At 43.0% G+C, this 23,905-nt stretch carries 21 protein-coding genes and 1 pseudogene; 17 read left to right on the top strand and 5 right to left on the bottom strand.

What is annotated here, in order from left to right:
• The first annotated feature begins 136 nt into the window (after positions 1 to 136).
• From rarD to FTU40_RS15175, 4 genes are all read left to right on the top strand, one after another.
• A complete protein-coding gene (rarD, locus tag FTU40_RS00950; protein ID WP_074383018.1) occupies positions 137 to 1,069 on the top strand; it encodes an EamA family transporter RarD in 933 nt (310 codons plus the stop codon).
• Between the two features lie 251 nt (positions 1,070 to 1,320).
• Positions 1,321 to 2,778, top strand: a complete 1,458-nt coding sequence (locus FTU40_RS00945; protein ID WP_005096443.1) for a glyceraldehyde-3-phosphate dehydrogenase — start codon at positions 1,321 to 1,323, stop codon at positions 2,776 to 2,778.
• 187 nt (positions 2,779 to 2,965) lie between these two features.
• Complete coding sequence (locus FTU40_RS00940) at positions 2,966 to 3,340, top strand: helix-turn-helix domain-containing protein (protein ID WP_180039424.1); 375 nt, start codon at positions 2,966 to 2,968, stop codon at positions 3,338 to 3,340.
• A 29-nt stretch (positions 3,341 to 3,369) separates the two neighbouring features.
• Positions 3,370 to 3,963, top strand: a complete 594-nt coding sequence (locus FTU40_RS15175; protein WP_005096445.1) for a hypothetical protein — start codon at positions 3,370 to 3,372, stop codon at positions 3,961 to 3,963.
• Between the two features lie 25 nt (positions 3,964 to 3,988).
• Here the strand turns inward: FTU40_RS15175 and FTU40_RS00930 are convergent, their stop codons facing one another.
• Positions 3,989 to 5,182 (bottom strand): MFS transporter, encoded by a 1,194-nt coding sequence (locus FTU40_RS00930; protein ID WP_074383014.1) that lies wholly within the window; start codon positions 5,180 to 5,182, stop codon positions 3,989 to 3,991.
• A gap of 265 nt (positions 5,183 to 5,447) precedes the next feature.
• Here FTU40_RS00930 and cgtA point away from each other — a divergent pair, with 265 nt between their 5' ends.
• Both cgtA and proB read left to right on the top strand, forming a co-directional pair.
• Entirely contained in the window at positions 5,448 to 6,665 is a 1,218-nt protein-coding gene (gene cgtA, locus FTU40_RS00925; RefSeq protein WP_005096448.1) for an Obg family GTPase CgtA, read from the top strand.
• Between the two features lie 27 nt (positions 6,666 to 6,692).
• Entirely contained in the window at positions 6,693 to 7,826 is a 1,134-nt protein-coding gene (gene proB / locus FTU40_RS00920; RefSeq protein ID WP_005096449.1) for a glutamate 5-kinase, read from the top strand.
• Positions 7,827 to 7,900: 74 nt separating this feature from the next.
• On the opposite strand, the gene FTU40_RS00915 is transcribed toward proB, so the two are convergent.
• Together FTU40_RS00915 and FTU40_RS00910 are read right to left on the bottom strand one after the other, a co-directional pair.
• A complete protein-coding gene (locus tag FTU40_RS00915; RefSeq protein ID WP_005096450.1) occupies positions 7,901 to 8,497 on the bottom strand; it encodes a phosphatase PAP2 family protein in 597 nt (198 codons plus the stop codon).
• Between the two features lie 164 nt (positions 8,498 to 8,661).
• Entirely contained in the window at positions 8,662 to 9,366 is a 705-nt protein-coding gene (locus FTU40_RS00910) for an SIMPL domain-containing protein (protein WP_180039422.1), read from the bottom strand.
• Positions 9,367 to 9,842: 476 nt separating this feature from the next.
• On the opposite strand from FTU40_RS00910, the gene FTU40_RS00905 reads away from it, so the two are divergent.
• From FTU40_RS00905 to FTU40_RS00855, 11 genes and pseudogenes are all read left to right on the top strand, one after another.
• Positions 9,843 to 11,216, top strand: coding sequence for a diaminobutyrate--2-oxoglutarate transaminase (locus FTU40_RS00905; RefSeq protein WP_005096454.1), 1,374 nt, complete (start codon positions 9,843 to 9,845; stop codon positions 11,214 to 11,216).
• A gap of 3 nt (positions 11,217 to 11,219) precedes the next feature.
• Positions 11,220 to 12,752, top strand: a complete 1,533-nt coding sequence (locus FTU40_RS00900; RefSeq protein ID WP_005096455.1) for an aspartate aminotransferase family protein — start codon at positions 11,220 to 11,222, stop codon at positions 12,750 to 12,752.
• 429 nt (positions 12,753 to 13,181) lie between these two features.
• Positions 13,182 to 14,213, top strand: a complete 1,032-nt coding sequence (locus tag FTU40_RS00895; protein ID WP_005171700.1) for a substrate-binding domain-containing protein — start codon at positions 13,182 to 13,184, stop codon at positions 14,211 to 14,213.
• A 104-nt stretch (positions 14,214 to 14,317) separates the two neighbouring features.
• Positions 14,318 to 15,697, top strand: a complete 1,380-nt coding sequence (gene pstC / locus FTU40_RS00890) for a phosphate ABC transporter permease subunit PstC (protein WP_005096457.1) — start codon at positions 14,318 to 14,320, stop codon at positions 15,695 to 15,697.
• Positions 15,697 to 17,088: a phosphate ABC transporter permease PstA gene (gene pstA / locus FTU40_RS00885; RefSeq protein WP_005096458.1), complete on the top strand. Its 1,392-nt coding sequence runs from the start codon at positions 15,697 to 15,699 to the stop codon at positions 17,086 to 17,088. The genes pstC and pstA overlap by 1 nt, the downstream gene beginning before the upstream one ends.
• Before the next feature lie 13 nt (positions 17,089 to 17,101).
• The gene (gene pstB / locus FTU40_RS00880; protein ID WP_218951617.1) at positions 17,102 to 18,016 is read left to right on the top strand and encodes a phosphate ABC transporter ATP-binding protein PstB; all 915 of its coding nucleotides are present in this window, start codon (positions 17,102 to 17,104) and stop codon (positions 18,014 to 18,016) included.
• A 115-nt stretch (positions 18,017 to 18,131) separates the two neighbouring features.
• Positions 18,132 to 19,072 (top strand): annotated as a pseudogene (locus FTU40_RS00875) (IS5 family transposase).
• 83 nt (positions 19,073 to 19,155) lie between these two features.
• Complete coding sequence (locus tag FTU40_RS00870) at positions 19,156 to 19,809, top strand: hypothetical protein (RefSeq protein WP_257223505.1); 654 nt, start codon at positions 19,156 to 19,158, stop codon at positions 19,807 to 19,809.
• 71 nt (positions 19,810 to 19,880) lie between these two features.
• Positions 19,881 to 20,843, top strand: coding sequence for a protease SohB (gene sohB, locus FTU40_RS00865; RefSeq protein ID WP_100328738.1), 963 nt, complete (start codon positions 19,881 to 19,883; stop codon positions 20,841 to 20,843).
• A 109-nt stretch (positions 20,844 to 20,952) separates the two neighbouring features.
• A complete protein-coding gene (locus tag FTU40_RS00860) occupies positions 20,953 to 21,414 on the top strand; it encodes a hypothetical protein (RefSeq protein WP_074382997.1) in 462 nt (153 codons plus the stop codon).
• 27 nt (positions 21,415 to 21,441) lie between these two features.
• On the top strand, positions 21,442 to 21,678 hold the full coding sequence (locus tag FTU40_RS00855) for a hypothetical protein (RefSeq protein ID WP_005171688.1): 237 nt from the start codon (positions 21,442 to 21,444) through the stop codon (positions 21,676 to 21,678).
• A gap of 70 nt (positions 21,679 to 21,748) precedes the next feature.
• Here FTU40_RS00855 and FTU40_RS00850 read toward each other — a convergent pair whose 3' ends face one another.
• Complete coding sequence (locus FTU40_RS00850) at positions 21,749 to 22,381, bottom strand: DUF2238 domain-containing protein (protein ID WP_180039420.1); 633 nt, start codon at positions 22,379 to 22,381, stop codon at positions 21,749 to 21,751.
• A gap of 89 nt (positions 22,382 to 22,470) precedes the next feature.
• Positions 22,471 to 23,859 (bottom strand): adenylosuccinate lyase, encoded by a 1,389-nt coding sequence (gene purB / locus FTU40_RS00845; protein WP_005096467.1) that lies wholly within the window; start codon positions 23,857 to 23,859, stop codon positions 22,471 to 22,473.
• Positions 23,860 to 23,905: the final 46 nt, after the last annotated feature.

The raw sequence follows: 23,905 nt of genomic DNA, 5'->3' as shown, positions 1-23,905 counted from the left end.
TAGGCATGGTTTTTTATTTTTATGAGCAAAAATATATTTCAAAGTAGGGTAGTGATTTCACTTTAAATAGATGAAGCATCAAGCTTTCTAGTGTACTAATCGTTATAATGCCGGCGAATGAAAGTAGAGTTTGACTATGTATAAAGGCATTGCGTTATCTGTATTGGCCTCGGTGGTTTTCGGGGTGCTCTATGTATTTACGCCTTTCTTACAGCCTTTAGATAGTGAACAGACCTTTGCCTGGCGTATGCTGGCCACGATTCCGTTTTTAACTGCCTTTATGTGGTGGTCGGGTGATCTGCAACATATCAGCAGTATCTTTAAGCGGGTTTTGCAGCAACCTGCCTTGTTGATCTGGCTGCTGATCAGCTCTTTGTTATGTACCACACAGTTATGGCTGTTCTTGTGGGGCCCTATCAATGGCCGTGGCCTAGAAGTCTCACTCGGTTATTTTTTATTGCCTCTGGTGATGGTGCTGGTCGGCTGTATGCTCTATAAAGAAAAATTGTCATCATTCCAGATGGTCGCTGTCGCTTTGGCGGTATTGGGTGTAGGGCATGAGATCTGGCGAATTGGTTCAATCGCATGGGAAACGGTCTATGTGGCTTTGGCCTATCCTTTGTATTTTTTCATGCGGCGTAAATTTGCTACGGATCATTTGGGGGGCTTCTGGTGGGATCTATTTCTGATTTTGCCCGCTGCATTTTATCTGGGTTTTATTTATAGCGACTCGATGCAGCTCATGTTAAATCATTCTCATTTGATCTGGGCAGTATTGGTACTGGGTTTTTTGAGCGCACTGGGACTCGGTAGCTATATTCTCGCCAGCCGATATTTACCCTTTGTGATCTTTGGATTGTTGAGTTATCTGGAACCTGTGCTGTTGGCCTTTGCCTCGATGGCTTTGGGGGAGCGTGTGGAAGCTGGCGAGTGGCTGACTTATATTCCAATTTGGCTTGCCGTATTGGTGCTGGTGATTGAAGGAATTCTGCATCTATTTAAGCAGCGTAAACAGCAATTAGCGCTTAAAAAAAATCTGGCAAACTATCAGGATCGACTAGACTCTTAAAATTAAAAAGAGATCGAATGAATAAACAACATTTAACAAATTTCTGCTCCGTACGGGAAAACGCATGCTTTTAAAATTTTTGAATGCAAAATCATTTAGCTAATTGCAACTATTTCCCAGATTTATAGTGAATATACGTTAAAAACCACTCGTCTCGGTGAGCTTTTGATTCAAAGTTGCCTCCAATTCCATTACAATTATGGGGTTTTGAAATTTATGCCTAGATTTACAATTAATTAGAGGACGTATCTGTGAGCAAAGACACTATCGTTGCCCTACATGCAGAGCACCAAGGTCGCTGGAAAAACCGTGAAGAACTTGCGGAACGCATGATTGCCCTTGTTGGTCAGTTATATCGTGAAAAAAATATTGTAGCTACAGTTTATGGTCGCTCTTTAATTAACCGTTCTGTGATTCAGATCTTGAAAGCACACCGCCGTACTCGCGTACTCGATGTTGAACTTTCGGTTGTAAATACATTCCCAATTCTTGAAGCATTGGCGAAAGTTGAGAACATCGGTTCTGCTGAAGTTGATCTAGGTAAACTTGCTGTTGAATTTAAAGAAAAAGGCGGCGACATCGATGCATTTGTTGCAGACGCTGTTAAATCTCTAGAAGGTAATGCTGCTGCTGTAGAACATAAAGACGTAGTTCTTTATGGTTTCGGTCGTATCGGTCGTATCCTGGCACGTTTGATGATTGGTCAATCAGGTCTGGGTCGCGGTCTTAGCCTGAAAGCAATCGTGGTTCGTAAATCATCTGATGGTGATTTGGAAAAACGTGCATCTCTACTGCGTCGTGACTCGATTCATGGCCCATTTGCAGGCACGATTTCTGTAGATGAAGAAAACGAAGCAATTATTGCAAACGGTAACTTCATTAAAGTGATCTATGCGTCTAATCCTTCTGAAGTGGATTACACAGCATATGGTATTAACAATGCACTTGTAATCGACAACACTGGTAAATGGCGTGATGCTGAAGGTCTTGCTCAACACCTGAAATGCCCGGGCGCTGCTCGTGTTATTTTGACTGCACCTGGTAAAGGTGACATGAAGAATGTGGTTTACGGTGTGAACCAGGCGGACATCCTTGCTGAAGATAGCATCATCTCTGCTGCAAGCTGTACGACTAACGCAATTACTCCAACACTGAAAGTATTGCATGATAAATACACCGTGTTAAATGGTCATGTTGAAACAGTTCACTCGTTCACAAACGACCAGAACTTGATCGATAACTACCATAAAGCGGACCGTCGTGGCCGTGCTGCAACATTGAACATGGTTATTACTGAAACTGGCGCAGCGAAAGCAGTTGCTAAAGCGCTGCCAGCACTTCAAGGTAAATTGACCGGTAATTCTGTACGTGTTCCTACGCCAAATGTATCACTTGCAATTCTTAACCTGACTTTAGGTCAAGACGTTGATCGTGATGAAGTAAACGAATATATTCGTCAGATTTCAATCGGTTCGATCCTTCAAGGTCAAATCGGTTATACCAACTCGACTGAAGTGGTCTCTTCTGACTTTATTGGTTCACGCACTGCAGGTGTATTTGACGCGCAAGCAACAATCACTTCAGGCAACCGTTTAACTGCTTATGTTTGGTACGATAACGAAGTGGGTTATAGCTGCCAGGTATTACGTATTGCTGAACAAATGGGCGGCGTAAGCTATCCTAAAGTTCCTGCAGAAACAAATGCATAATTTGTTGATGTAGTTTAAAAAAGAGTCTCTATGGAGGCTCTTTTTTTATACTTATTTTTTATTGAAGTCGGGTGGATTCGATTCAATCACGAAATGTAAATCAGCTTGCTGACGAAATATTAATCTGTTAGCTTACAAAGAGTAAGTATATTAAAATCAGTAAGTAATAAAATCCCGAGATAGATTTATGACAAATTATGCAATTAGTCCGTTACTAGGGCAGGTTTTATCAACTGAATGTCCATCACGTGAAATATTGGAGCATCTTTCCAATAAATGGTCGGTCTTGGTGTTGCGTTGCCTGAGTGAAGGTGTGCATCGTTTTAGTGAACTGAAACAACGGATTGAAGGAGTGAGTGAAAAGATGCTCTCCCAGACTTTAAAAGTGCTGGAACAAGATGGTTTTGTGCTCAGAACGGTTTATCCGGTTGTGCCGCCCAAAGTGGAATATCAGTTGACCATTACCGGTTCACAAGCTGCGGATAAAGTGATGCAAATGATTCACTGGATTGAACGTGGTTTACCGGAAATTTTGGAAAATAAACAACGTGTTGCCAAATAGAAGCTAAATTGCTTTTGGGGTAGCAAGAGATGAAAAAGTCAGAAAATCTGTTGGCTACTTTACTGGCAGTGTATGCAATCATTTTAGTTTTATGCATTGCGATTTATGCAATCTTCAAACTTTTAGATGTTGATATTGCTTTAGCGACCAATCTCTTGCTTTGGTCAGCAACGATCTTTGCACCGCTTGCAATATTAATGACCTATACCAGTTGGCGAGAGCAGAAAGGGGTAGAAGTAATTGCTAATTATTGTAAAGGACTAGTTATTCAACTTGTTGAGCTTGAGCATCTTAGTAATCAAATATGTAATTATTTAATTTATAAACCTGATCGAAATGAAAGTATAAAAATATTGAATAAAAAATTTATATCTATATTTAATGAGCAAGAAGATGCTTTTAAATTTTTAGGTAAAGCAATATCTGATGGAGAATTAAAAGACCAAATTAGGAGATTTCAAAATCAATGTTTGCTTAACTATGTAAGATATAACGCACTGGTTGGTAGTGAAAATTTGGAACATATCGCGAATATTACACCTCAATTAGGTAGTATTCATCGAGAACAAAATTCTAATCTTAGAACAGAGTTAATGAAGTATGTACTTTACCAAAAGGAATAAACTGATCGATTTATTCCTTTGTGAATCAAGCATTTTGCATTTTCTTAAAATCCAAGCGATCAATCAGTAAAATTCCAATCGAGAAAATAAAGCCAAGGATCACGCAACCGATCCATTCAAACTGCTCCCAGGCATAGACTGCACCAAGCGAACCTAAAGCGGCACCACTAAAGTAAATCGTCATATAGACTGCATTAATACGTGAACGCGATTTAAGATCAATCCGATAAACCAGATTCTGATTCAAAACATGGAAGGCTGTCAGACCAAAGTAGGCCATCAGCACACCAATCGCATAGATTACAATATTGTGCTGGGCAAAATATAAGGGCAGTGTAGAGCCGAACATCAGGACAATGCATAGCTTGGCGACCAGATTTTCTCTACCTTGTCCTACGGTTTTGCCTGACCAGCTTGATGAATAAATCCCGATCACGCCCAGTAAGCCAAATAACCCAATTTCGAAATCGGTGAAATAATAAGGTGCATTGCCTAATACAAAAGTCATCGAGGTAAAGATCATCGATAAAATTCCAAAACCCAAGGCACCCGCACAGGCACGCCGGATTAAATGTGGATTCTGACCTGCAAGGCTAAACAAAGAGCGGTAAATGTCACCAATAGTTAAGCCTGCCTGAGCTTGAGTATCGGGTAGTTTTTTCCACATGAGTGCTGCAAAGAGCAAGGTGATCACACCGCTGGATAAATACACACCTTCCCAAGACCAGTAAGTGGAAACAAAGCCGGCAAAGGTACGTGACAGAATAATTCCCATCACCAACCCACTCATCAGCTTACCCACTGTAGCAGCGCTGGATTCAGGTGGGCTAATGGTCGATGCAAAAGGAATTAAGATCTGCGCCGAGATTGCGCCAAAGGTGGCACACAAGGTAAACAGATATAACATTGATAAAGTCGTACTGAATGAAAGCAATATCTGCGAAATGGCTGCAAAGACCATCAGGTTAACGATCAGTTTGCGTTTATTCAGAAAGTCTCCCAAAGGAACCAAAAGCATTAAGCCGAGGACATAACCAATCTGTGCAATCACCACGGCAAAACCGGCCTGACTGGTACTAATGCCCAGACTTTTCTCGATTGAATAGATCAGAGGCTGGTTAAAATAGGCAGAGCCTGCACATAAGCCACATGCCATTGCCATCAATAATACAAATTGTGATGACAATGGACTGACAGATTTCCTTTCTGAATTGCTCATAGGCCCGACTCTTTTAACATTGCCTGCACTATAGGCAGTTGCACGACAAAGCAGAAATAATTAAAAACAATCAAGTGATCATTAAAAAGTATATTAAAACAAAAGCATAGAGCTTAGTTTTGAAACTTATCAAAAATTAATGGCTGTTCAATAACATGACAGGATTAAATAAGCGATCTTCATGGAATAGCATATAAATATAGTCGAGAAATTCTTTAAAATATGGCAGAATATGGGGTTTTAAAGTTTTTAGAGGATTGGCAATATGCGCTTTGTTGATGAAGCAGTCATTACCGTAGAGGCTGGCGACGGTGGCAATGGCGTAGCCAGTTTTCGCCGTGAAAAATTCGTGCCATTTGGTGGTCCAGATGGTGGTGATGGTGGTCGTGGTGGCAGTATTTATATACAGGCTGACGACAACACCAGTACGCTAGTTGATTATCGTTATACACGTAAATTCCGTGCAGAACGAGCAAAAAATGGCCGTGGGGCGAACTGTGCTGGTCGTGGCGGTGAAGACACCGTATTAAAAGTTCCAGTCGGAACAACAATTGTAGATGTTGAGTCTGGCGACATTATTGGCGATTTGATCGAAGATGGTCAACGCGTGAAAGTGGCAGCAGGCGGTGACGGTGGTTTAGGAAATACGCACTTTAAATCATCGACCAACCGTTCACCACGTAAGTGTACGCATGGTCAAAAAGGCGAATTCCGTGAAATCCGTCTGGAGCTTAAAGTTCTGGCAGATGTGGGCTTGCTGGGTATGCCAAATGCGGGTAAATCAACCTTCATTCGTGCAGTATCGGCGGCAAAACCAAAAGTGGCAGATTATCCATTTACCACCATGGTGCCAAACCTGGGTGTGGTCGATGCCGATAGTCACCGTTCATTCGTGATGGCCGATATTCCGGGTCTGATTGAAGGTGCATCTGAAGGTGCAGGTCTGGGGATTCGCTTCCTGAAGCATCTGGCACGTACCCGTATCTTGTTACACATCGTTGATGTACAACCGATTGATGGCTCAGATCCGGCACATAATGCTAAAGCAATTATGAAAGAGTTAGAAAATTTCTCCCCAACACTTTCAAAACTGCCGATCGTATTGGTGCTGAATAAAGTCGACCAATTGGCTGAAGAAACACGTGAAGAATGGTGTACTCATATTCTTGAAGAATTGCAGTGGGAAGGCCCGGTTTTTGAAACTTCTGGCTTAACCGCTGAAGGTACCAAAGACGTGGTTTACTACCTGATGGATCAGATCGAAGAGCAGCGTGAACGCGAAGCTGAAGATCAAGAATATGCAGCAGAAATGAAAGCATTCCGTGATCAGCTTGAAGCTGAAACACGTGAACAAACCATCGCTGCAAAAGAAGCGTATCGTGAGATGCGTCGTCAGCAACGTCTTGCCGGTATTCTGGGCGACGATGAAGATGATGAAGATGGCGATGATGATAGTGATGTGGAAGTGTACTACGTACGCTAATCTCTGAGAGAAGAGTCTGAGGACAAGATGATAGAAGTGGTAGATGGGCAGCGTCAGCTCAAGGGTTGTAAACGAATCGTTGTTAAAATCGGATCATCTTTACTCACAGCAAACGGACAAGGTTTAGATTTAGATGCCATCTCGCACTGGGCGGGACAAATCGCAGATCTACACAATGCAGGACACGAGATTATTCTGGTGTCTTCCGGTGCTGTGGCTGAAGGTATGGTGCGAATGAAACTTGAGAATCGACCCACCGATCTACCCAGTCTTCAGGCTTGTGCTGCCATTGGTCAGATGGGCCTGATTCATACCTGGTCAAGCGTACTGGAGAAACACCAGATTCGAACGGCGCAGGTATTATTGACCCATGATGATCTGGCAGATCGCCGCCGCTATCTCAATTCATGTGATGCTTTGCAGAACCTGATTGACTGGCGCGTGATTCCGGTGATTAATGAAAATGATACCGTTTCTACCGATGAAATCCGCTTTGGTGATAACGACACGCTGGCTGCCATGGTGGCAGGTCAGGTGCATGCCGATCTTCTGATTATCTTAACCGATCAGGAAGGTATGTTTGACTCAGATCCACGCTCGAATCCAGATGCCAAACTGTTCCATACGGTACGTGCGATGGATGAGAGCCTGTTTGAGATGGCCGGTGGTGGTGGTAAATTTGGTCGCGGCGGCATGCTGACCAAAGTTCGTGCTGCACGACTGGCGGCAAAGTCCGGTTGTCCGACCTTAATTGCAAGCGGTGATAGTGATGCTGTGCTATCTCGTCTGATGTCTGGTGAATTGTTAGGAACCTTGTTTGTGACTGACAAAGATCGGATGACCGCGCATCAGCAATGGTTGGCAGCACACCTGCAAACGGCAGGTCGTTTGGTAATTGATGATGGTGCGGTAAAGGCCATTAAAGACAATCATCGTAGCTTGTTGCCTGTCGGCGTCAAAGCGGTTGAAGGACATTTTGAGCGCGGTGATGTGGTGGAATGTGTGGATACACAAGGTCACCGAATTGCAGTCGGTCGTGTTAACTTTAGTTCGCGTTCGGCAGATATTGTACGTGGTCTGGCTTCTGATAAAGTGCATCAGGTTCTAGGTGAAGCACGTTCACTCGAGATGATTCACCGCAATCATATGGCGATTTACTAAGTCATTCAGATTTAAATTTCAATCATAAAAAATCCCGCTTTCGAGCGGGATTTTTTATGACATCTTAATGCGATTTATTTAATCCAGCCCATCCGGATTAATGGCGCAAACAGTGACTGATGAATAGTTAAAATAAACTGCATGAGTTTATCCTGATATTTCCACCACAATGGTAATCCAGCTAAATTTACTGTTATTGCAATCAGGAATGCACCCAGCATATCCATCGGAAAATGCACACCGACATAAACACGTGACCAAGCTACTAGCCAAGCTGTCCAGATTAGAATTCTTCCCAAATCACGTTGTGATGAAAAATAACAAGATAGGGCAATCCCACTAAAAATACTCATATGATTGCTGGGAAAAGAACCTGTAGGTGCATGTTCGATCAGGGTGCGACCAATATCTATTACAAACGGACGTGGGGTATTCAGGATCGCGGACAATACCTCGCTGATCGACAAGGTAATTGCTGTAAAAATAAATGCCTTGATAATGCCAGTTTTTACTTCATAACTGCCACGGAACCAGGCAATAGCAAAAATCAGCAGAAAGAGATAAACCAGATCATGCGCAATCAGGGAGGCATATTGGATCATCCAGATCGAGGCGTGTTCAGGTACATTTAGGATATGAAACAGGTAAAGATTCAGTTGGTCAAGAGACATGAGCAGAGAGGATTGGTACAAATGTCCGTTACTCTAAACCGGTCAAACCTCAATTCCTACCTGAGTTTGTATGAATTTGTAGCCTTGATTATTAAAGAATATTCAAATGATAGAAAACCACCCAAAAGGGTGGTTCTTAAAAATCCGAATAATATGATGAAATCTTATTTAAACTGAATCGCACCATTGGCACTCACCGTCATTTGCGATTCACCCGCAGCAACTTCCTGCTCTGGAACAGCCATATCCGCCGATGCAGCTTTCATCATGGCCATACGCGGTACAGGTTGTGGTGAATAGTTATTGGTATTCAGATTTAAGTTTACCAGTTGATAACTCGGTTTGTTCCAGGCTTGAGTCAGTGCCTGTGCGCGTTGCTGGAAGTTTTTAGAGGCTTCAATCATCAGCTCATTTTCGACTTTTTTGCGCTTTTCGTCTGAAACTTTGAAGTTAATCGACTGGGTCTGGAAGTGCTGTTGTAATTCAGCAATCAGTTGAGACGCTGCTTTAAAATTTTTCGATTCCAGACGAATCTGGGCACGTCCACGCCATTCTTTCAATTTGCGGTTATCATTGTCATAAATAGGGTAAGTGCTTTGTGCGCCCGTCTCGATTTTCACAGTTGGATATTTGCGCGCTGTGGCAATGGCCTGATTCATTAGCTGGTTAATTTGTGTAGCCAATTCAGCTGGCTGTTTGTTGGATTTTTCAATATAAAGCACGGCATGCATTTCATCATTCGAGATTTCACGACTGGCCTCTGCTGAAAGATTCACAACATTGTAATTCAGCGATTCGGCCGGAGCTGCAAATGCGCCTGTGGCCAAGGTAGATGCAAGGATAAAACTGGTAAGTGCTAAGAGACGCATGAAATTGTCCTGTTTTTCTTAAAATTGGCCATCTAAGCCGTTGTTAAAATATTAAATCTCAATTGTGATCTTTTTACGAAATATTTGTGGTAAGAGTGTTAAATTTTCTTTCATTTTACACTCTTACTTGATTTATGTTTATCGTTAATAATTAAGTGCTTAATGGTGGATTTTAAGCTTTTTTGCCTGAATGTTAGCTGTGCTACAAAAAAGCATAAAAGAACCCGCTTTTCTTTCTGCTGTCACACTGTAAGATGATCATTCAGGCTATAGGTTGGTGTGATGTTTTTTTTCGATAAAGATTAGGACAAAATGCGACTGAAAGTTGTTTATTTTCCTGAAAAATTCGGTATCATCCGCCTCCTAGTTATTTAAATACAAACTGCTAGCTAGAACCTCTTTATAAAGCGCCGAGTCAAAGGACCAAACGTCACCAGACTTATTTCTTTCACCCATATCAGAGATGGTAATTCGATATGAGCGTTACTTCTGTAAACCCTGCCACCAATTCCACAAACGAATACTACTTGACTCGCCAAAGTCAGATGGAATCGAATGTGCGTAGTTATCCACGTAAATTACCGTTAGCGATAGCAAAAGCACAAGGTTGCTGGGTTACCGATGTTGAAGGTACTGAGTACCTTGATTGTTTAGCTGGGGCAGGGACGTTGGCATTGGGCCATAATCATCCTGCAGTCATTCAAAGTATCCAGGATACAATTGCAAGCGGCTTGCCATTGCATACACTGGATTTAACTACGCCTTTAAAAGATGCTTTTACTGAAGCACTTCTTTCTTATCTTCCAGGTGGTCAAGAAGAATACTGCTTGCAGTTCTGTGGCCCATCCGGTGCAGATGCAACAGAAGCAGCCATCAAACTTGCGAAAACCTTTACCGGTCGTAGCTCGGTGATCAGCTTCTCTGGTGGCTATCACGGTATGACGCATGGTGCATTGGCCATGACCGGTAACCTGTCTGCGAAAAACGCAGTTAACGGTTTGATGCCAGGCGTTCAATTCATGCCGTATCCGCATGAATACCGTTGCCCATTGGGTCTTGGTGGTGAAGCGGGTGTTGACGCTTTAACGTATTTCTTTGAAAACTTCATTGAAGATGTAGAAAGCGGCGTGACTAAACCGGCAGCTGTGATTCTTGAAGCAATTCAAGGGGAAGGCGGTGTGGTAACTGCACCTGTGAAATGGTTGAAGAAAATCCGTGAAGTGACTGAAAAGCACAACATCGTGTTGATTCTTGATGAAGTTCAAGCGGGCTTTGCACGTTCAGGTAAAATGTTTGCCTTTGAACATGCGGGCATCGAACCTGATGTGGTGGTGATGTCTAAAGCTGTTGGTGGTAGCTTGCCGCTCGCAGTACTCGGTATTAAACGTAAGTTTGATGCTTGGCAGCCAGCAGGTCATACCGGTACGTTCCGTGGTAACCAGTTGGCAATGGGTACAGGTCTTGCAACGATCAATACCATTAAAGAACAAAACCTAGCGCAAAATGCCCAAGAACGCGGTGATTTCCTGCAAGCTGAGATTAAAAAATTAGCTGCCGAATTCCCATGTATTGGTAACGTGCGCGGTCGCGGTTTGATGATTGGTGTTGAAATTGTGGACGAGCGCCAAAAGGCAGATCACATGGGTTCTTTACCTGCTGATGGTCAATTGGCAGCAGCGATCCAGACGGCATGTTTCAACAATAAATTATTGCTTGAGAAAGGTGGTCGTAACGGTACGGTAATTCGTTTACTTTGCCCATTGATCATCACGCATGACGAATGTGTTGAAGTGATTGCTCGCTTTAAGAAAGCAGTTGCTGAAGCTCTTGTTGCAGTTCGAGGCGCATAATTCATGGTAGATTTTGCAGAACATCGTAAAGCTTTACTTTGTAATGATGCTGCATCCATCGCTGACTACCAGTCAGCCATGGATCAAGCGACCAAAGCGGTTGCAGCATGGTTGCAAAATGACAAAATGTACACGGGTGGCAGCATTAACGAGCTGCGCAGCGCGATTGCGTTTAATCCTTCTAAACAGGGGTTGGGTGTAGAGAAATCTTTAGAGCGTATGGTTGAACTTTTTCTGAATAAAAGTTTAAAAGTTCATCATCCGCATTCGCTTGCGCATTTGCATTGTCCAACCATGGTGACCAGCCAGATTGCGGAAGTACTGATTAACGCAACCAACCAGTCAATGGACTCATGGGATCAAAGCCCGGCCGGTTCATTGATGGAAGTTCAGTTAATCGATTGGTTACGTCAAAAAGTAGGCTATGGCGCAGGTCAGGCAGGCGTATTCACCTCTGGTGGTACACAGTCTAACCTGATGGGCGTACTGCTGGCACGTGATGCTTGCATCGCGAAAAACTGGAAAGACGAAAACGGTAAGCCGTGGTCGGTTCAACGTGATGGTATTCCTGCGGATGCGATGCGTAATGTCAAAGTCATCTGTTCTGAAAATGCACATTTCTCTGTGCAAAAGAACATGGCGATGATGGGCATGGGTTTCCAGTCAGTGGTGACTGTTCCTGTCGATGAAAATGCGCGCATGGACATGGACGCACTGGAAAAAACCATGGCACACCTTCAAAACGAAGGCAAAATCGTGGCATGTGTGGTGGCAACTGCGGGTACTACCGATGCAGGTGCAATCGATCCACTGAAGAAAGTCCGTGAAATCACCAACCAATATGGCGCGTGGATGCACATCGATGCAGCTTGGGGTGGTGCTTTAATTCTGTCTAACGATCATCGCGATATGTTAGATGGTATCGAGCTGTCTGATTCGATTACGCTCGATTTCCATAAGCATTATTTCCAGACCATTTCGTGTGGCGCGTTCTTGCTGAAAGACGAAGCAAACTATCGTTTCATGCATTATGAAGCGGAGTACTTGAACTCTGCCTATGATGAAGAACATGGTGTGCCGAACCTGGTATCGAAGTCACTACAAACCACGCGTCGTTTTGATGCGTTGAAATTGTGGATGACGGTTGAAGCATTAGGCGAAGAGCTTTATGGTTCAATGATCGATCACGGTGTTGGTTTGACGCGTGATGTGGCAGATTATATTAAAGTGACTGATGGTCTGGAGCTTCTGCTTGAGCCGCAATTTGCCTCGGTACTGTTCCGTGTGGTTCCAGCGGGCTATCCGGTTGAACTTTTAGATACACTGAACCAGAACGTGGCAGATGAGCTGTTTGCACGTGGTGAAGCGAATATTGGTGTGACGAAAGTCGCTCAGGTTCAATCCTTGAAAATGACGACTTTAAGCCCGGTTGCAACGCTGGATAACGTGAAGAACTTGCTGGCACTGGTGCTTGCAGAAGCGGATCGTATCAAAGATTCAATTGCTGATGGTACTTATACGCCACCCATTGCATAAGTGATGGTGGTGTGAAAAAAGGAGATCGAAATGATCTCCTTTTTTTTATTTTTGAGTCATAGAGTGATCAATTCTATAGGTAGATTCATCAGAAAAATACCGAATATCTGTACTTATTTTAAGCTGTTATAAAATCGTCATCTAATTATGTAAGGCTAGGGAGCAAGATTTTTCTTCAATTGGGTTTTATAAAAATTGTTACATGTTAATGATCAGATTTTTTCTTCAGTTGAATGATAAAAAGAATTTAATAGTTGAAATTTATAAGTATTTTATGGATAGAAAGTATACAAATTAAAAATCATTAAATCGTAATAAAGCTGTAACTTATTTGTCATATTCTAAAATCAAAATGCATGTATCGAAATAAGTACAAAACTGAATAAAAAGTGGCGTACTCCAAATTGTATAAATGAGAGAGATACTAGAATGCGCTTTACAAATATAGCTTTAGCATTGGCATTAACAGGGGCAGCTGCTGTAACGACTGCACATGCAGCTCGTGACACGATTCAAATTGCAGGTTCTTCAACTGTACTTCCATATGCCAGTATCGTGGCGGAAGAATTCGGTAATACCTTCCCACAATTCAAAACACCAGTGGTCGGTTCTGGCGGTTCGTCAGGTGGTTTAAAGCAGTTCTGTAATGGCGTGGGTGATAACACCATTGATATCGCGAACTCTTCGCGTCAAATCAAATCTACCGAGCTGGCTGAATGTAAAAAGAACGGCGTTAACCAAGTATTAGAAATCAAAATCGGTTATGACGGTATCGTATTTGCTTCAAATGCCAATAAAGCGGCTTATAAGTTGCGTCCACAGCATGTCTTCGCTGCACTTGCTGCACAACTTCCATCAAATGGCAAAATGGTCGCCAATCCGTATACACGCTGGAACCAAATTGACAAAGCACTTCCGAATGAGCCGATCACGCTGGTGATTCCTGCTTCGAATCATGGTACGCGCGAAGTGTTCCAGGAGAAAATGGTGGATGCAGGTTGTGAATCGTATGCTGCAATTAAGTCTCTAGACAAAGATGCCAAGAAAAAAGCCTGTACCACATTCCGTAAAGATGGCCGTGTAGTTGAAATTGCAGGCGACTATACCGAAACACTGGCGCGTTTGAAAACTTCTCCAAGTGCAGTCGGGGTGTTTGGCCTAGGCTTCTATGACCAGAACCGTGACCGCTTACGTGTTGCAACTGTGAACAATGTAGCACCTTCTGAAAAAACGATTTTGAATGGTGCTTATCCGGTATCACGTCCATTGTTCTTCTACGTGAAAGGCGAACACTTGAAATCGATCAAAGGCTTACCACAGTTCACTGAATACTTCCTGAACAAGAAGGTATCAGGTAAGGGCTCTAAGCTGGAAAAAGCAGGTCTGATTTCAATGTCTGATAAAGAACGCGCAGCAGTCCTTGCAAATTTCAAGGCTGGTAAAGCGGTCATTGTAAAATAATCGATGATTTTGAAATCGCTGGTGGTAGGGTCAACCTACCATCGGCTTTTTGCGATAAACAAGTTTTTTCAAACCATGAAAATTGAGAAAACAGTGGAGAATACATGAATCTGCTACTTATAGGTGTGTTATTGGCGATTATGGCCATAGCCTATCAAATCGGATTAAGTAAAAGCCGTAACTTAGCAGGTAAGGGAAGCAATTCTGCAAACTTACACTCGCGTCCCGGATATTATGGTGCACTGGTTGCACTGTGGTGTGGTATCCCTGCGTTTTTAATTTTGATTGTTTGGAATATGGTTGAGCCAAGTTTTCTGGAGCAAGTGGTACTCAACCATTTGCCGCAGGATATTTCGGCCAATCTGGATCCGGCAAGTCTGGGCGTTGTTGTTGATCGCGTTCAGGCACTTGCCTCAGGTTTCGGTGTCAGTGATACACCTGCAGCCTATGAACTGGCCGCAGCAGAACAGTTAGCTAAATTTTCGACCATTGGGACTTTTGCCAAATTGGCAGTGGTGATTTCGGCTGCACTGGCAGGTCTGGTCTGGGCCAAAAAACGTATTAGCCAGGAATTCCGCGCACGTAACCAAGTCGAGAAAATGATTAATATCGGCTTGGCATTGTGTTCGGGTGTGGCAATTCTGACCACGCTCGGGATTGTCATGTCGATGTTTGGTGAAGCGATGCGCTTCTTCAGCTTCGTCAGTCCACTGGATTTCTTCTTTGGTACCGAATGGAACCCGGGTTTTAGTACTTCTGGCAGTGCCGAGGGCAGTTACGGTTTATTGCCACTGCTGTGGGGTACGCTCATGGTCAGTGCGATCGCACTTTTGGTCGCGGTACCGGTCGGCCTGATGATTGCGATCTATCTGGCAGAATATGCATCACCGCGCTTCCGTTCTTGGGCAAAACCGACCATTGAAGTGTTGGCGGGTATTCCTACGATTGTTTATGGTGTCTTTGCCTTGATGATCATCGGTCCATTTCTTAAAGCCATGGGTGCCATGGTCGGACTCGAAATTAATGCCACCAGTGCGCTGACCGCGGGTCTGGTGATGGGCATCATGATTATTCCATTCGTATCTTCTCTATCCGATGACATTATTACCCAGGTGCCACGTGCCTTACGTGATGGTTCTCTGGGGCTAGGTGCAACCAAATCTGAAACGATCCGTCAGGTGGTTTTACCTGCAGCTTTGCCGGGTATTATTGGTGCTTTCCTGTTGGCAGCATCCCGTGCGATTGGTGAAACCATGATCGTGGTACTTGCAGCGGGGAACAGTCCGCAGCTGCATGCCAATCCACTTGAAGCCGTATCTACGGTCACCATTACCATCGTCAATCAATTAACAGGTGATACCGACTTTGCCAGTCCGCAAGCACTGGTGGCCTTTGCCCTGGGACTGACCTTATTTGTGATTACCCTAGGTTTGAACATTGTTGCACTGATCATCGTGCGTAAATATCGTGAGCAATACGACTAATGAGTACTTCAAATACAACGCCTGTGGATCAGCGTGTTGATCCATCCGTCGCTGCCGAGCTGCGTGAAAAGCGTAAGAAGACCATTCAAAGCTCTTTGGGGCGACGTCATCGTAAAGAAAAAACATTCCGTCTATTTGGTTTCTCTGCGGTATTGGCCGGTCTGTTCTTTGTGGTATTGCTCTTCGGCAGTATTTTATCCAAAGGTTTGCCTGCCTTCTGGCAAAGCAGCATGAGTTTGCCGATTCATTTCGATCCGGCCATTGTAGAGATTGGTCCAAAACCCAAGCCAGCTGCGGGAGAGTCTCCGGCGCAGTTTGAAGAGCGTATGATTGCCTGGCAAATGGATGTCGGCATGGTGGACTGGGATGCACTGATCATCAACGGCATGATCGCCAGAGACAGCAAGCTGGAAAGTCAGCGTGATGAACTGGGTTATTTATATACCAGTTCTGAGGCTTATCGCTTACGTGACATGGTCATGAATGATCCAAGTCTGGTCGGTCAAAGCACAGAGGTTAAAATTCTGGCAGATGCCAATGTCGATGTCTGGCTGGCGGGTAATATTGATCGTTCGTTACCAGCAGAACAGCAACAACTCAGTCCTGAAGTACGCCAGGTGGCGGACGAGATGAAAGCCTCAGGTGTAATCGAAAACAGTTTCAATACGAATATTTTTACCAGCCCTGACTCGCGTAGTTCACCGGCAACATCAGGTCTGGCAGGCGCTTTCATGGGCTCACTGTTCATGATGATGATCGTGATCTTTATCTCGATTCCAATTGGGGTGGCATCTGCGATCTATCTGGAAGAGTTTGCGCCGAAAAACTGGATTACCGATATTGTCGAAGTCAACATCAACAACCTGGCAGCAGTGCCATCGATTGTGTTTGGTTTGCTGGGTGCCGCGATCTTTATTGGCTGGATGCATTTACCGCTATCGGCCCCTCTGGTCGGTGGTCTGGTGCTGAGTCTGATGACTTTGCCAACTGTCATCATCACCACACGTGCATCGCTTAAAGCGGTTCCACCTTCGATTCGTCAGGCAGCGTTGGGCTTGGGTGCTTCACGACTGCAAACGGTTTTCCATCATGTCTTGCCATTGGCTTTGCCGGGTATTTTAACTGGTGCCATTATCGGGGTCGCGCAGGCATTAGGTGAAACCGCACCATTGTTATTAATCGGGATGAGTGCTTTTGTTGCCAGCGTTCCAGCCACACCATTTGATCAGTCTACAGCGTTACCTGTGCAGATTTTCTTATGGCAGGGCAATGAGTTACGTAACTTCTTTGAAGGGCGTACCGCAGCAGCAATTATTGTACTTCTGGCCATGATGATCAGCTTGAACAGTCTGGCCATCTGGTTACGTAAAAAGTTTGAAGTCCGTTGGTAATAGGGGCAGAATCATGAACACAACTGTTATTCAAAACTCCTTAAAAAAGGATCAATCCGTGAATCCACAACAGACACAATTCACTAATGATGAGGCTACACAAAAGCCAGCAACATCGTTTGTCTCCCAATTCGATACGAAAAGTAGCAGCAAAAAAGATGAAAAGTCGACAAATGTGAAACTGAGTACATCTGATGTGCATGTGTACTATGGTGAAGCGGAAGCGATTAAAGGCATTGACCTGAACATTTATGAAAATGAAGTGATTGCTTTTATTGGGCCATCAGGCTGTGGTAAGTCAACCTTTCTGCGTACCCTAAACCGCATGAATGACACCATTGACAGTTGTCGTGTGACCGGTAAAGTCATGCTGGACAATCAGGACATTTATGATCCAAACCTGGATGTGGTCTTGCTACGTGCTCAAGTCGGTATGGTATTCCAGAAGCCCAACCCGTTTCCAAAGTCTATTTTTGACAACGTTTCTTACGGCCCGAAATTACATGGTCTTGCACGTGATAAATACGATCTTGAAGAAATTGTCGAAGGCAGTTTGCGTAAAGCCGGTTTGTGGGAAGAAGTAAAAGACCGTTTGAATCAGCCGGGAACAGGTTTGTCAGGTGGTCAGCAGCAACGTTTATGTATCGCGCGTACCATCGCAGTTTCGCCTGAAGTGATTCTGATGGATGAACCATGTTCTGCACTGGATCCAATTGCAACAGCAAAAGTAGAAGAGCTGATTTCTGAGCTTTCAACTCAATATACCATTGCGATTGTAACCCACTCCATGCAACAGGCAGCGCGTGTATCTGACCGTACTGCGTATTTCCATCTGGGTGATTTAATTGAGGTGAATGCGACCGAGAAAGTCTTTACCCAACCAGACCATCAATTGACTGAAGCTTATATTACAGGGCGTTTTGGTTAATGCGATTTTAAAAATAAATCTTTTAAAACAGAATCTTAGGGTTCTGTTTTTTGTTATGTTCGGCTTTGTTGCACAAAGCTATTCTTGAGGGCTTCTTTAGCAATATAATTTCCAGATGAAGAAGCCTGAACCTAAAACTTACCGTACAACCAATTGGTCCTCGTATAACCAAGCTTTAATCAAGCGAGGAAATACTTCAATCTGGTTTGATCCTAAGACCCAATGGTATGCACAACCACAAGGCAAGCACGGACGAAATCAAACTTATTCCGATACAGCGATTCAATGCTGTTTAATGATCAAATCTCTATTCCGTCTTTCTTTACGTATGGTCACTGGCTTTGCTCAAAGCCTGATTAAACTCTGTGGCTGAGCAGCCCCGAATATCAGTGATATTCGTACTCCACCCTCTGTAGACGACAAAAGCATATTGATATTGCGATAAGCTATCAGAAAAGTCGTGATGGGTTACACCTACTCGTCGACTCTACGGGTTTAAAATTTTTAGGTGAAGGTGAATGGAAGCGTAAGAAACATCAGCCTGAATACCGTCGGCAATGGCGTAAACTGCATATTGGTATAGATGCTGAAACACTGCAAATACGTGCCGTTCAGCTTACGACAAATAATGTCAGTGATTCACAAGTACTAGGTGATTTACTGGATCAAATCCCACCAAATGAGCGAATAGATTCTGTCTATACCGATGGGGCGTACGACACGAAGTGCTGCAGACAAGTGATTTCAGATCGTCAAGCACATGCAGTAATTCCACCCAGGAAGAATGCCAAGCCCTGGAAAGATTCTAAAATCAGTTCAATAGAACGAAATGAGTTACTTCAAACGGTTAAGCATTTAGGCAGAACCCTATGGAAAAAATGGTCGGGCTATCACCGTCGCAGTTTGGTGGAAACCAAGATGCATTGCATCAAATTATTAGGAGATAAGCTGACGGCAAGACATTTTCAAAGTCAGGTCAATGAAGTTCATGCGCGTGTGGCAGTTCTGAATAGATTTACGGAATTAGGTAGACCTCACACCCAAGTTGTCACTTAAATTTGAATGGATTGGGGAAAACTCAGCTTTTGAATGTTTATGCAACAAAGCCGTTATGTTCTATAAGTTTTTTAAGATTTATAATGATAATGCAACAGACACCTGAATTTAAAGAAAAAGCTAAACTGACGCAAATCGCGATGAAAGATATGTTTCGAAGCCTATTCGGCACAGTATATACTCATCAATATTTTGGTTTAGTGATGGTGCTGTTTAGTATCATATTAGCCTTGATTGTCCCTTATGAAGGCTTGTTCATTACTTCACAAAGTCAGGGAATGACCAACTATCATCGTTGGCTCTATGACGTGTTTGTGATCGTGAATACTTTCTTGGGCTTGGTGATTTTTTATATGTTAAAGCATCAAAAATATAATATTGAAGTTAAACAAAAATGGCGTGTTTATATTACAGCACATGCTCAATTTAAATTTCATCGTTATCTAAAAGCACAAGAGAAGGGCAAGAAACCATTAATGCATACGCGTTTTGGTGAATACTTCTTTGTGCTTATTACGATCATTTTTTTTATTGCGGTATATTCATTGATGACCCCTTCGGGGACAAGTCATCGAGGTTTTATTATATTAACCTGGTGGCCAATGAATGCTTCGATTATAGCTGTAATCTATACACTTTTATTTATTTTGTATTTTCGTTTGTTCGCGATCCATGAAATTATGAATCAATATAAATTATTGATCCGTCGTGGACATGCTTGGCAACAAGATCAATAAATGCTGTTGAAAAAATCAGAATTGACCTAATCTAAGGATATAAGCCGAATTAAATAGAGAATAGATTTTTTATGTTATTTCATAGTCCGAAACTGCCCGCTGAAATCCGTGTCAGTCATTTAAATGCGCGTATCAATGAACAACGAAAAAAAATAGCGCAAACGACTGGCTCTAAACTGGAGCTTTTGCAGTTGTCACAACAGCTGTCAAAAGAAGCACGTGCACGCAAGAAAACCAATCAAAAAATCTATGTCTTGGACTTTAAAGGCGATATGGCCGCTTCTGCGGTCGAAAGTTTACGTGAAGAAATTACCCTGATTTTATCCACGGCTAAAGCGGGTCGTGACCGTGTTGTGGTGCGTTTAGAAAGCCCGGGTGGTATGGTGCATGGCTATGGTCTGGCCGCTGCTCAACTGGTACGTTTACGTGATGCCGGTTTTCACTTGACCATCTGTGTCGATAAAGTAGCGGCCAGTGGCGGTTATATGATGGCGTGTATCGCAAATGAAGTTGTGTCTGCACCATTTGCGATTGTCGGTTCGATTGGGGTGGTGGCTCAAGTGCCTAACTTTAACCGTCTGCTGAAAGACAATAAAATCGACTTTGAACTCTATACCGCAGGTCAGTACAAACGTACCGTGACCATGTTTGGTGAAAACACCGAAGAAGGGAAGGCCAAGTTTGAAGAAGAGTTACAGCAAACGCATGCCTTGTTCAAACATTTTGTAGAAAAATACCGTCCGCAGCTGAATGTGGAAAAAGTGGCAACCGGTGAGCATTGGTATGGTCGTGATGCACTGGATTTAAACTTGGTAGATAAACTGCAAACTTCAGATGAATATTTACTGCACTTGCTGACGCAACATGATGTTTATTCGATCCAGACCCGCAAGAAACCAACCTTGGGTGAAAAGCTGGGTTTACAGGCAGCGCAAATTGCGGATTCATTGATTCCAACCGTAATGAATAAGGTCATGGAAGGCTTAAGCAAAGCCAATGCAAATCTGGTACAAATGCGCGATCCTAAACTCTAATTCAGTTAAAATTGAATATATATTAAAGCTCACTGCGGTGAGCTTTTTTATGCCTTAAGTTATTGTTAGTATACTATAAAAGATCTAATTCAATGCGGCTTTTACTGGCATGCTCCCCCTTATTCTTGTTTTAGGTTTTCTGACTATCGCGATCTGTCCGATAGCATGTGCATTGTACGCTGAAGCCAAGTTACAAAATGAAGATCAAAAAAAACTTTTATTTTGGCTGGGTTTTATCCCAGGGACATGTCTCTTTATTCTATATGCTGTGTTAAAGCCAGATGATCCGCCTGTTATTCCATCGAAGGCATGTGGTGTGGTGCAGTCTTATCAGGTGCATAAAACTCGAGGTGGTAAGGAGTTTGAAGGTGTGATTATTCGCTTTGATGGTGCTCAATATAGTCGCCATTTACTCTTCGATCAGCATCTAGAGAAAATGCCGAAAGCTCAAAAGGTCTGCTTTGAATATTTAGATAAGTTCAAATATCCACATTTGTCAGAATCTAAGTTTGTTCAATGGATTGAACCGACTGAAATGCAAAACATCCCTACAGCTAATCGGATAAAATAAAGCATATTTTATTGTTAGAGCAGAAACATGGCTATAGCTGAAGCATATCTTGCAACACAAAACTGTTATTTTAATTACGAGTTTGAAGAATTGAACTTGGATGATTTCCCAGAAGAATTTTCTATTTCTCTACGTGGGATGATGTATAAACATGAAATTCAATATCCTGATGCAAGCTATTTTATTTATTACAGCGAAATGTTGACGGGTAATGAATTGCAAAAAATGAAAGATGACTGGATGCAATATTGCCCACTTTCATAAGTGAAAAATATGAATGTAATGAAATAGTTGATCACAAACCTTAATTCAATAAGATTTTGATTTTAAAAGCTCACTTCGGTGGGCTTTTTTGTAAGAGCATGAGACTACCCGTAAATATCGCGCCTAATGTGGCAAGCAAGATGTCTTTATGCGCATCCCAGCTATCACCTTGCTGTCCATTATAGTTCTCCGCTTCTTCGGGAGATAAGCCAATCGCGATCAACCATTCCAGCCATTCATAGATCATGCTACTGGCCACCACAAACTGAATCACCAGCAGGAAAATGACCACAGGTTTTTGCTGCGGCAACCAGACCTGAAACAGGCGATAGAAAATGGGGTAAAGGAGTAATCCGTAGGCCAGATGAACAAAACGGTCAAACATATTGCGTGACCAATGCATTGCTTCATTCAGATGAAAGCCAAAAATCTGCTCAATCCACTGGTTATAAGGCACATAGGAATACAGATAGTGTGCAGCAATCACATGAACAATCAGGAAAAGGATATATAAATTAAAACTTAAAAAATGCAGCCCAATTTTATATAGACAGACCAGCAGCATGATAAGCATGAAAGCTGTACCGGCCTGATGCAAGAGATAAGCTTCCAGTTCTAAAGGATGAATACTGGCCAATATAATAGCAAGAATTAAAATGCCCAGGCTCACATAATGCTTGGCGGAAAGTCGCTGCTCAATCATGTCGTTATGATGAAATATCGTTTTTAGAATAAAATACATTATAAATAAAAAGGCGAAGCCTGAGCTTCGCCTTTTGGTCTTATTTTAAATTAGATTTTAGCAATCAGCTCAGCCACTTGTTTGGCCTGTTCAGCAGCATTACCTGTATAAGAAGCAGGTGTCATTTCAGCTAGACGCGCACGATCAGCAGCTGGAACCGCTTCTAACTCGTTACCGTTTACGAAATCAACCATCATGTCGCGAGTCATGGCCTGACCACGAGTCAGGGCTTTTAATTTTTCGTATGGTTTTTCAACGTTGTAACGACGCATTACTGTTTGAATTGGTTCAGCCAATACTTCTTGCGCATTGTCCAGGTCTTCATTGATACGTGCAGCATTGAGTTCAAGTTTGCCGATACCTTTAGCACATGCTTCGAAAGCAATTAAGCTTTGTGCAAAACCAACACCCATGTTACGCAGCACAGTAGAGTCAGTCAGGTCACGCTGCCAGCGAGAAATTGGCAGTTTTTCCCCAAGGTGTGCAAGTACAGCATTGGCAAGACCCAAGTTACCTTCAGAGTTTTCGAAGTCAATCGGGTTTACTTTATGTGGCATGGTTGAAGAACCGACTTCGCCATCTTTTAGCTTTTGCTTGAAGAAACCAAGCGAGATATAACCCCAAACATCACGGTTGAAATCGATCAGAATAGTGTTGAAACGACGCAGGGCATCAAACAGTTCAGCCATATAATCATGTGGCTCGATTTGTGTGGTGTACGGGTTGAAATCTAGACCCAAAGATTCCACAAATGCTTGTGAATGCGCAGGCCAGTTGATGTCTGGATAAGCAGAATAGTGCGCATTGTAGTTACCTACTGCACCATTGATTTTGCCTAGAAGTTCAACATTTTTGAACTGTTTGATTTGACGTGCAAGGCGGTAAGCCACGTTCGCCATTTCTTTACCCAACGTCGTTGGGCTTGCAGTTTGACCATGCGTACGAGACAACATTGGCTGGTCAGCATGCTTTTCAGAAAGTGCAACAATTGAATCAATGATTTGCTGCATAGATGCAACCAGTACATCACGACCGCTTTTCAGCATTAAAGCATGTGACAGGTTGTTAATATCTTCAGACGTACATGCAAAGTGAATGAATTCACCGGCATTTTTCAATTCGTCGATATTGGCAATTTTTTCTTTCAGGAAATATTCAACCGCTTTAACGTCGTGGTTGGTGGTGCGTTCAATTTCTTTGATACGATTGGCATCATCTTCAGAGAAATTGCTTACAATCGCATCAAGCGCTGCATTAGTTTCGCCTGAAAACGCCGGAACTTCAGTAATTTCCGGATGGTTCGCAAGCGCCTGTAACCAACGCACTTCAACAGTCACACGAGCATGGATTAAACCAAACTCAGAAAGAAAGGGACGTAGAGCATCACATTTGCTCGCGTAACGTCCATCTAGTGGAGAAAGTGCAGTTAAAGCGTTCATATCGATTCCTTAGATTTTGGAATTAAACGTAAAACGAAACACGTGC

The organism is Acinetobacter sp. YH12100 (assembly GCF_013419135.1).
Taxonomy (GTDB): Bacteria; Pseudomonadota; Gammaproteobacteria; order Pseudomonadales; family Moraxellaceae; genus Acinetobacter; species Acinetobacter pseudolwoffii.
Note: the sequence above shows the minus strand (reverse complement) of the source record. Positions and strands in the feature narration are given on the sequence as shown.

Coding starts and splice junctions, on each gene's coding strand:
- FTU40_RS00905 (WP_005096454.1), top strand. CDS start 9,843: ATGAGCGTTACTTCTGTAAACCCTGCCACCAATTCCACAAACGAATAC.
- sohB (WP_100328738.1), top strand. CDS start 19,881: ATGTTATTTCATAGTCCGAAACTGCCCGCTGAAATCCGTGTCAGTCAT.
- FTU40_RS00860 (WP_074382997.1), top strand. CDS start 20,953: ATGCTCCCCCTTATTCTTGTTTTAGGTTTTCTGACTATCGCGATCTGT.
- FTU40_RS00915 (WP_005096450.1), bottom strand. CDS start 8,497: ATGTCTCTTGACCAACTGAATCTTTACCTGTTTCATATCCTAAATGTA.
- purB (WP_005096467.1), bottom strand. CDS start 23,859: ATGAACGCTTTAACTGCACTTTCTCCACTAGATGGACGTTACGCGAGC.
- FTU40_RS00900 (WP_005096455.1), top strand. CDS start 11,220: ATGGTAGATTTTGCAGAACATCGTAAAGCTTTACTTTGTAATGATGCT.
- rarD (WP_074383018.1), top strand. CDS start 137: ATGTATAAAGGCATTGCGTTATCTGTATTGGCCTCGGTGGTTTTCGGG.
- FTU40_RS00850 (WP_180039420.1), bottom strand. CDS start 22,381: ATGATTGAGCAGCGACTTTCCGCCAAGCATTATGTGAGCCTGGGCATT.
- FTU40_RS00910 (WP_180039422.1), bottom strand. CDS start 9,366: ATGCGTCTCTTAGCACTTACCAGTTTTATCCTTGCATCTACCTTGGCC.
- proB (WP_005096449.1), top strand. CDS start 6,693: ATGATAGAAGTGGTAGATGGGCAGCGTCAGCTCAAGGGTTGTAAACGA.
- FTU40_RS00855 (WP_005171688.1), top strand. CDS start 21,442: ATGGCTATAGCTGAAGCATATCTTGCAACACAAAACTGTTATTTTAAT.
- pstC (WP_005096457.1), top strand. CDS start 14,318: ATGAATCTGCTACTTATAGGTGTGTTATTGGCGATTATGGCCATAGCC.
- FTU40_RS00895 (WP_005171700.1), top strand. CDS start 13,182: ATGCGCTTTACAAATATAGCTTTAGCATTGGCATTAACAGGGGCAGCT.
- FTU40_RS15175 (WP_005096445.1), top strand. CDS start 3,370: ATGAAAAAGTCAGAAAATCTGTTGGCTACTTTACTGGCAGTGTATGCA.
- pstA (WP_005096458.1), top strand. CDS start 15,697: ATGAGTACTTCAAATACAACGCCTGTGGATCAGCGTGTTGATCCATCC.
- FTU40_RS00940 (WP_180039424.1), top strand. CDS start 2,966: ATGACAAATTATGCAATTAGTCCGTTACTAGGGCAGGTTTTATCAACT.
- pstB (WP_218951617.1), top strand. CDS start 17,102: ATGAACACAACTGTTATTCAAAACTCCTTAAAAAAGGATCAATCCGTG.
- FTU40_RS00870 (WP_257223505.1), top strand. CDS start 19,156: ATGATAATGCAACAGACACCTGAATTTAAAGAAAAAGCTAAACTGACG.
- FTU40_RS00930 (WP_074383014.1), bottom strand. CDS start 5,182: ATGAGCAATTCAGAAAGGAAATCTGTCAGTCCATTGTCATCACAATTT.
- cgtA (WP_005096448.1), top strand. CDS start 5,448: ATGCGCTTTGTTGATGAAGCAGTCATTACCGTAGAGGCTGGCGACGGT.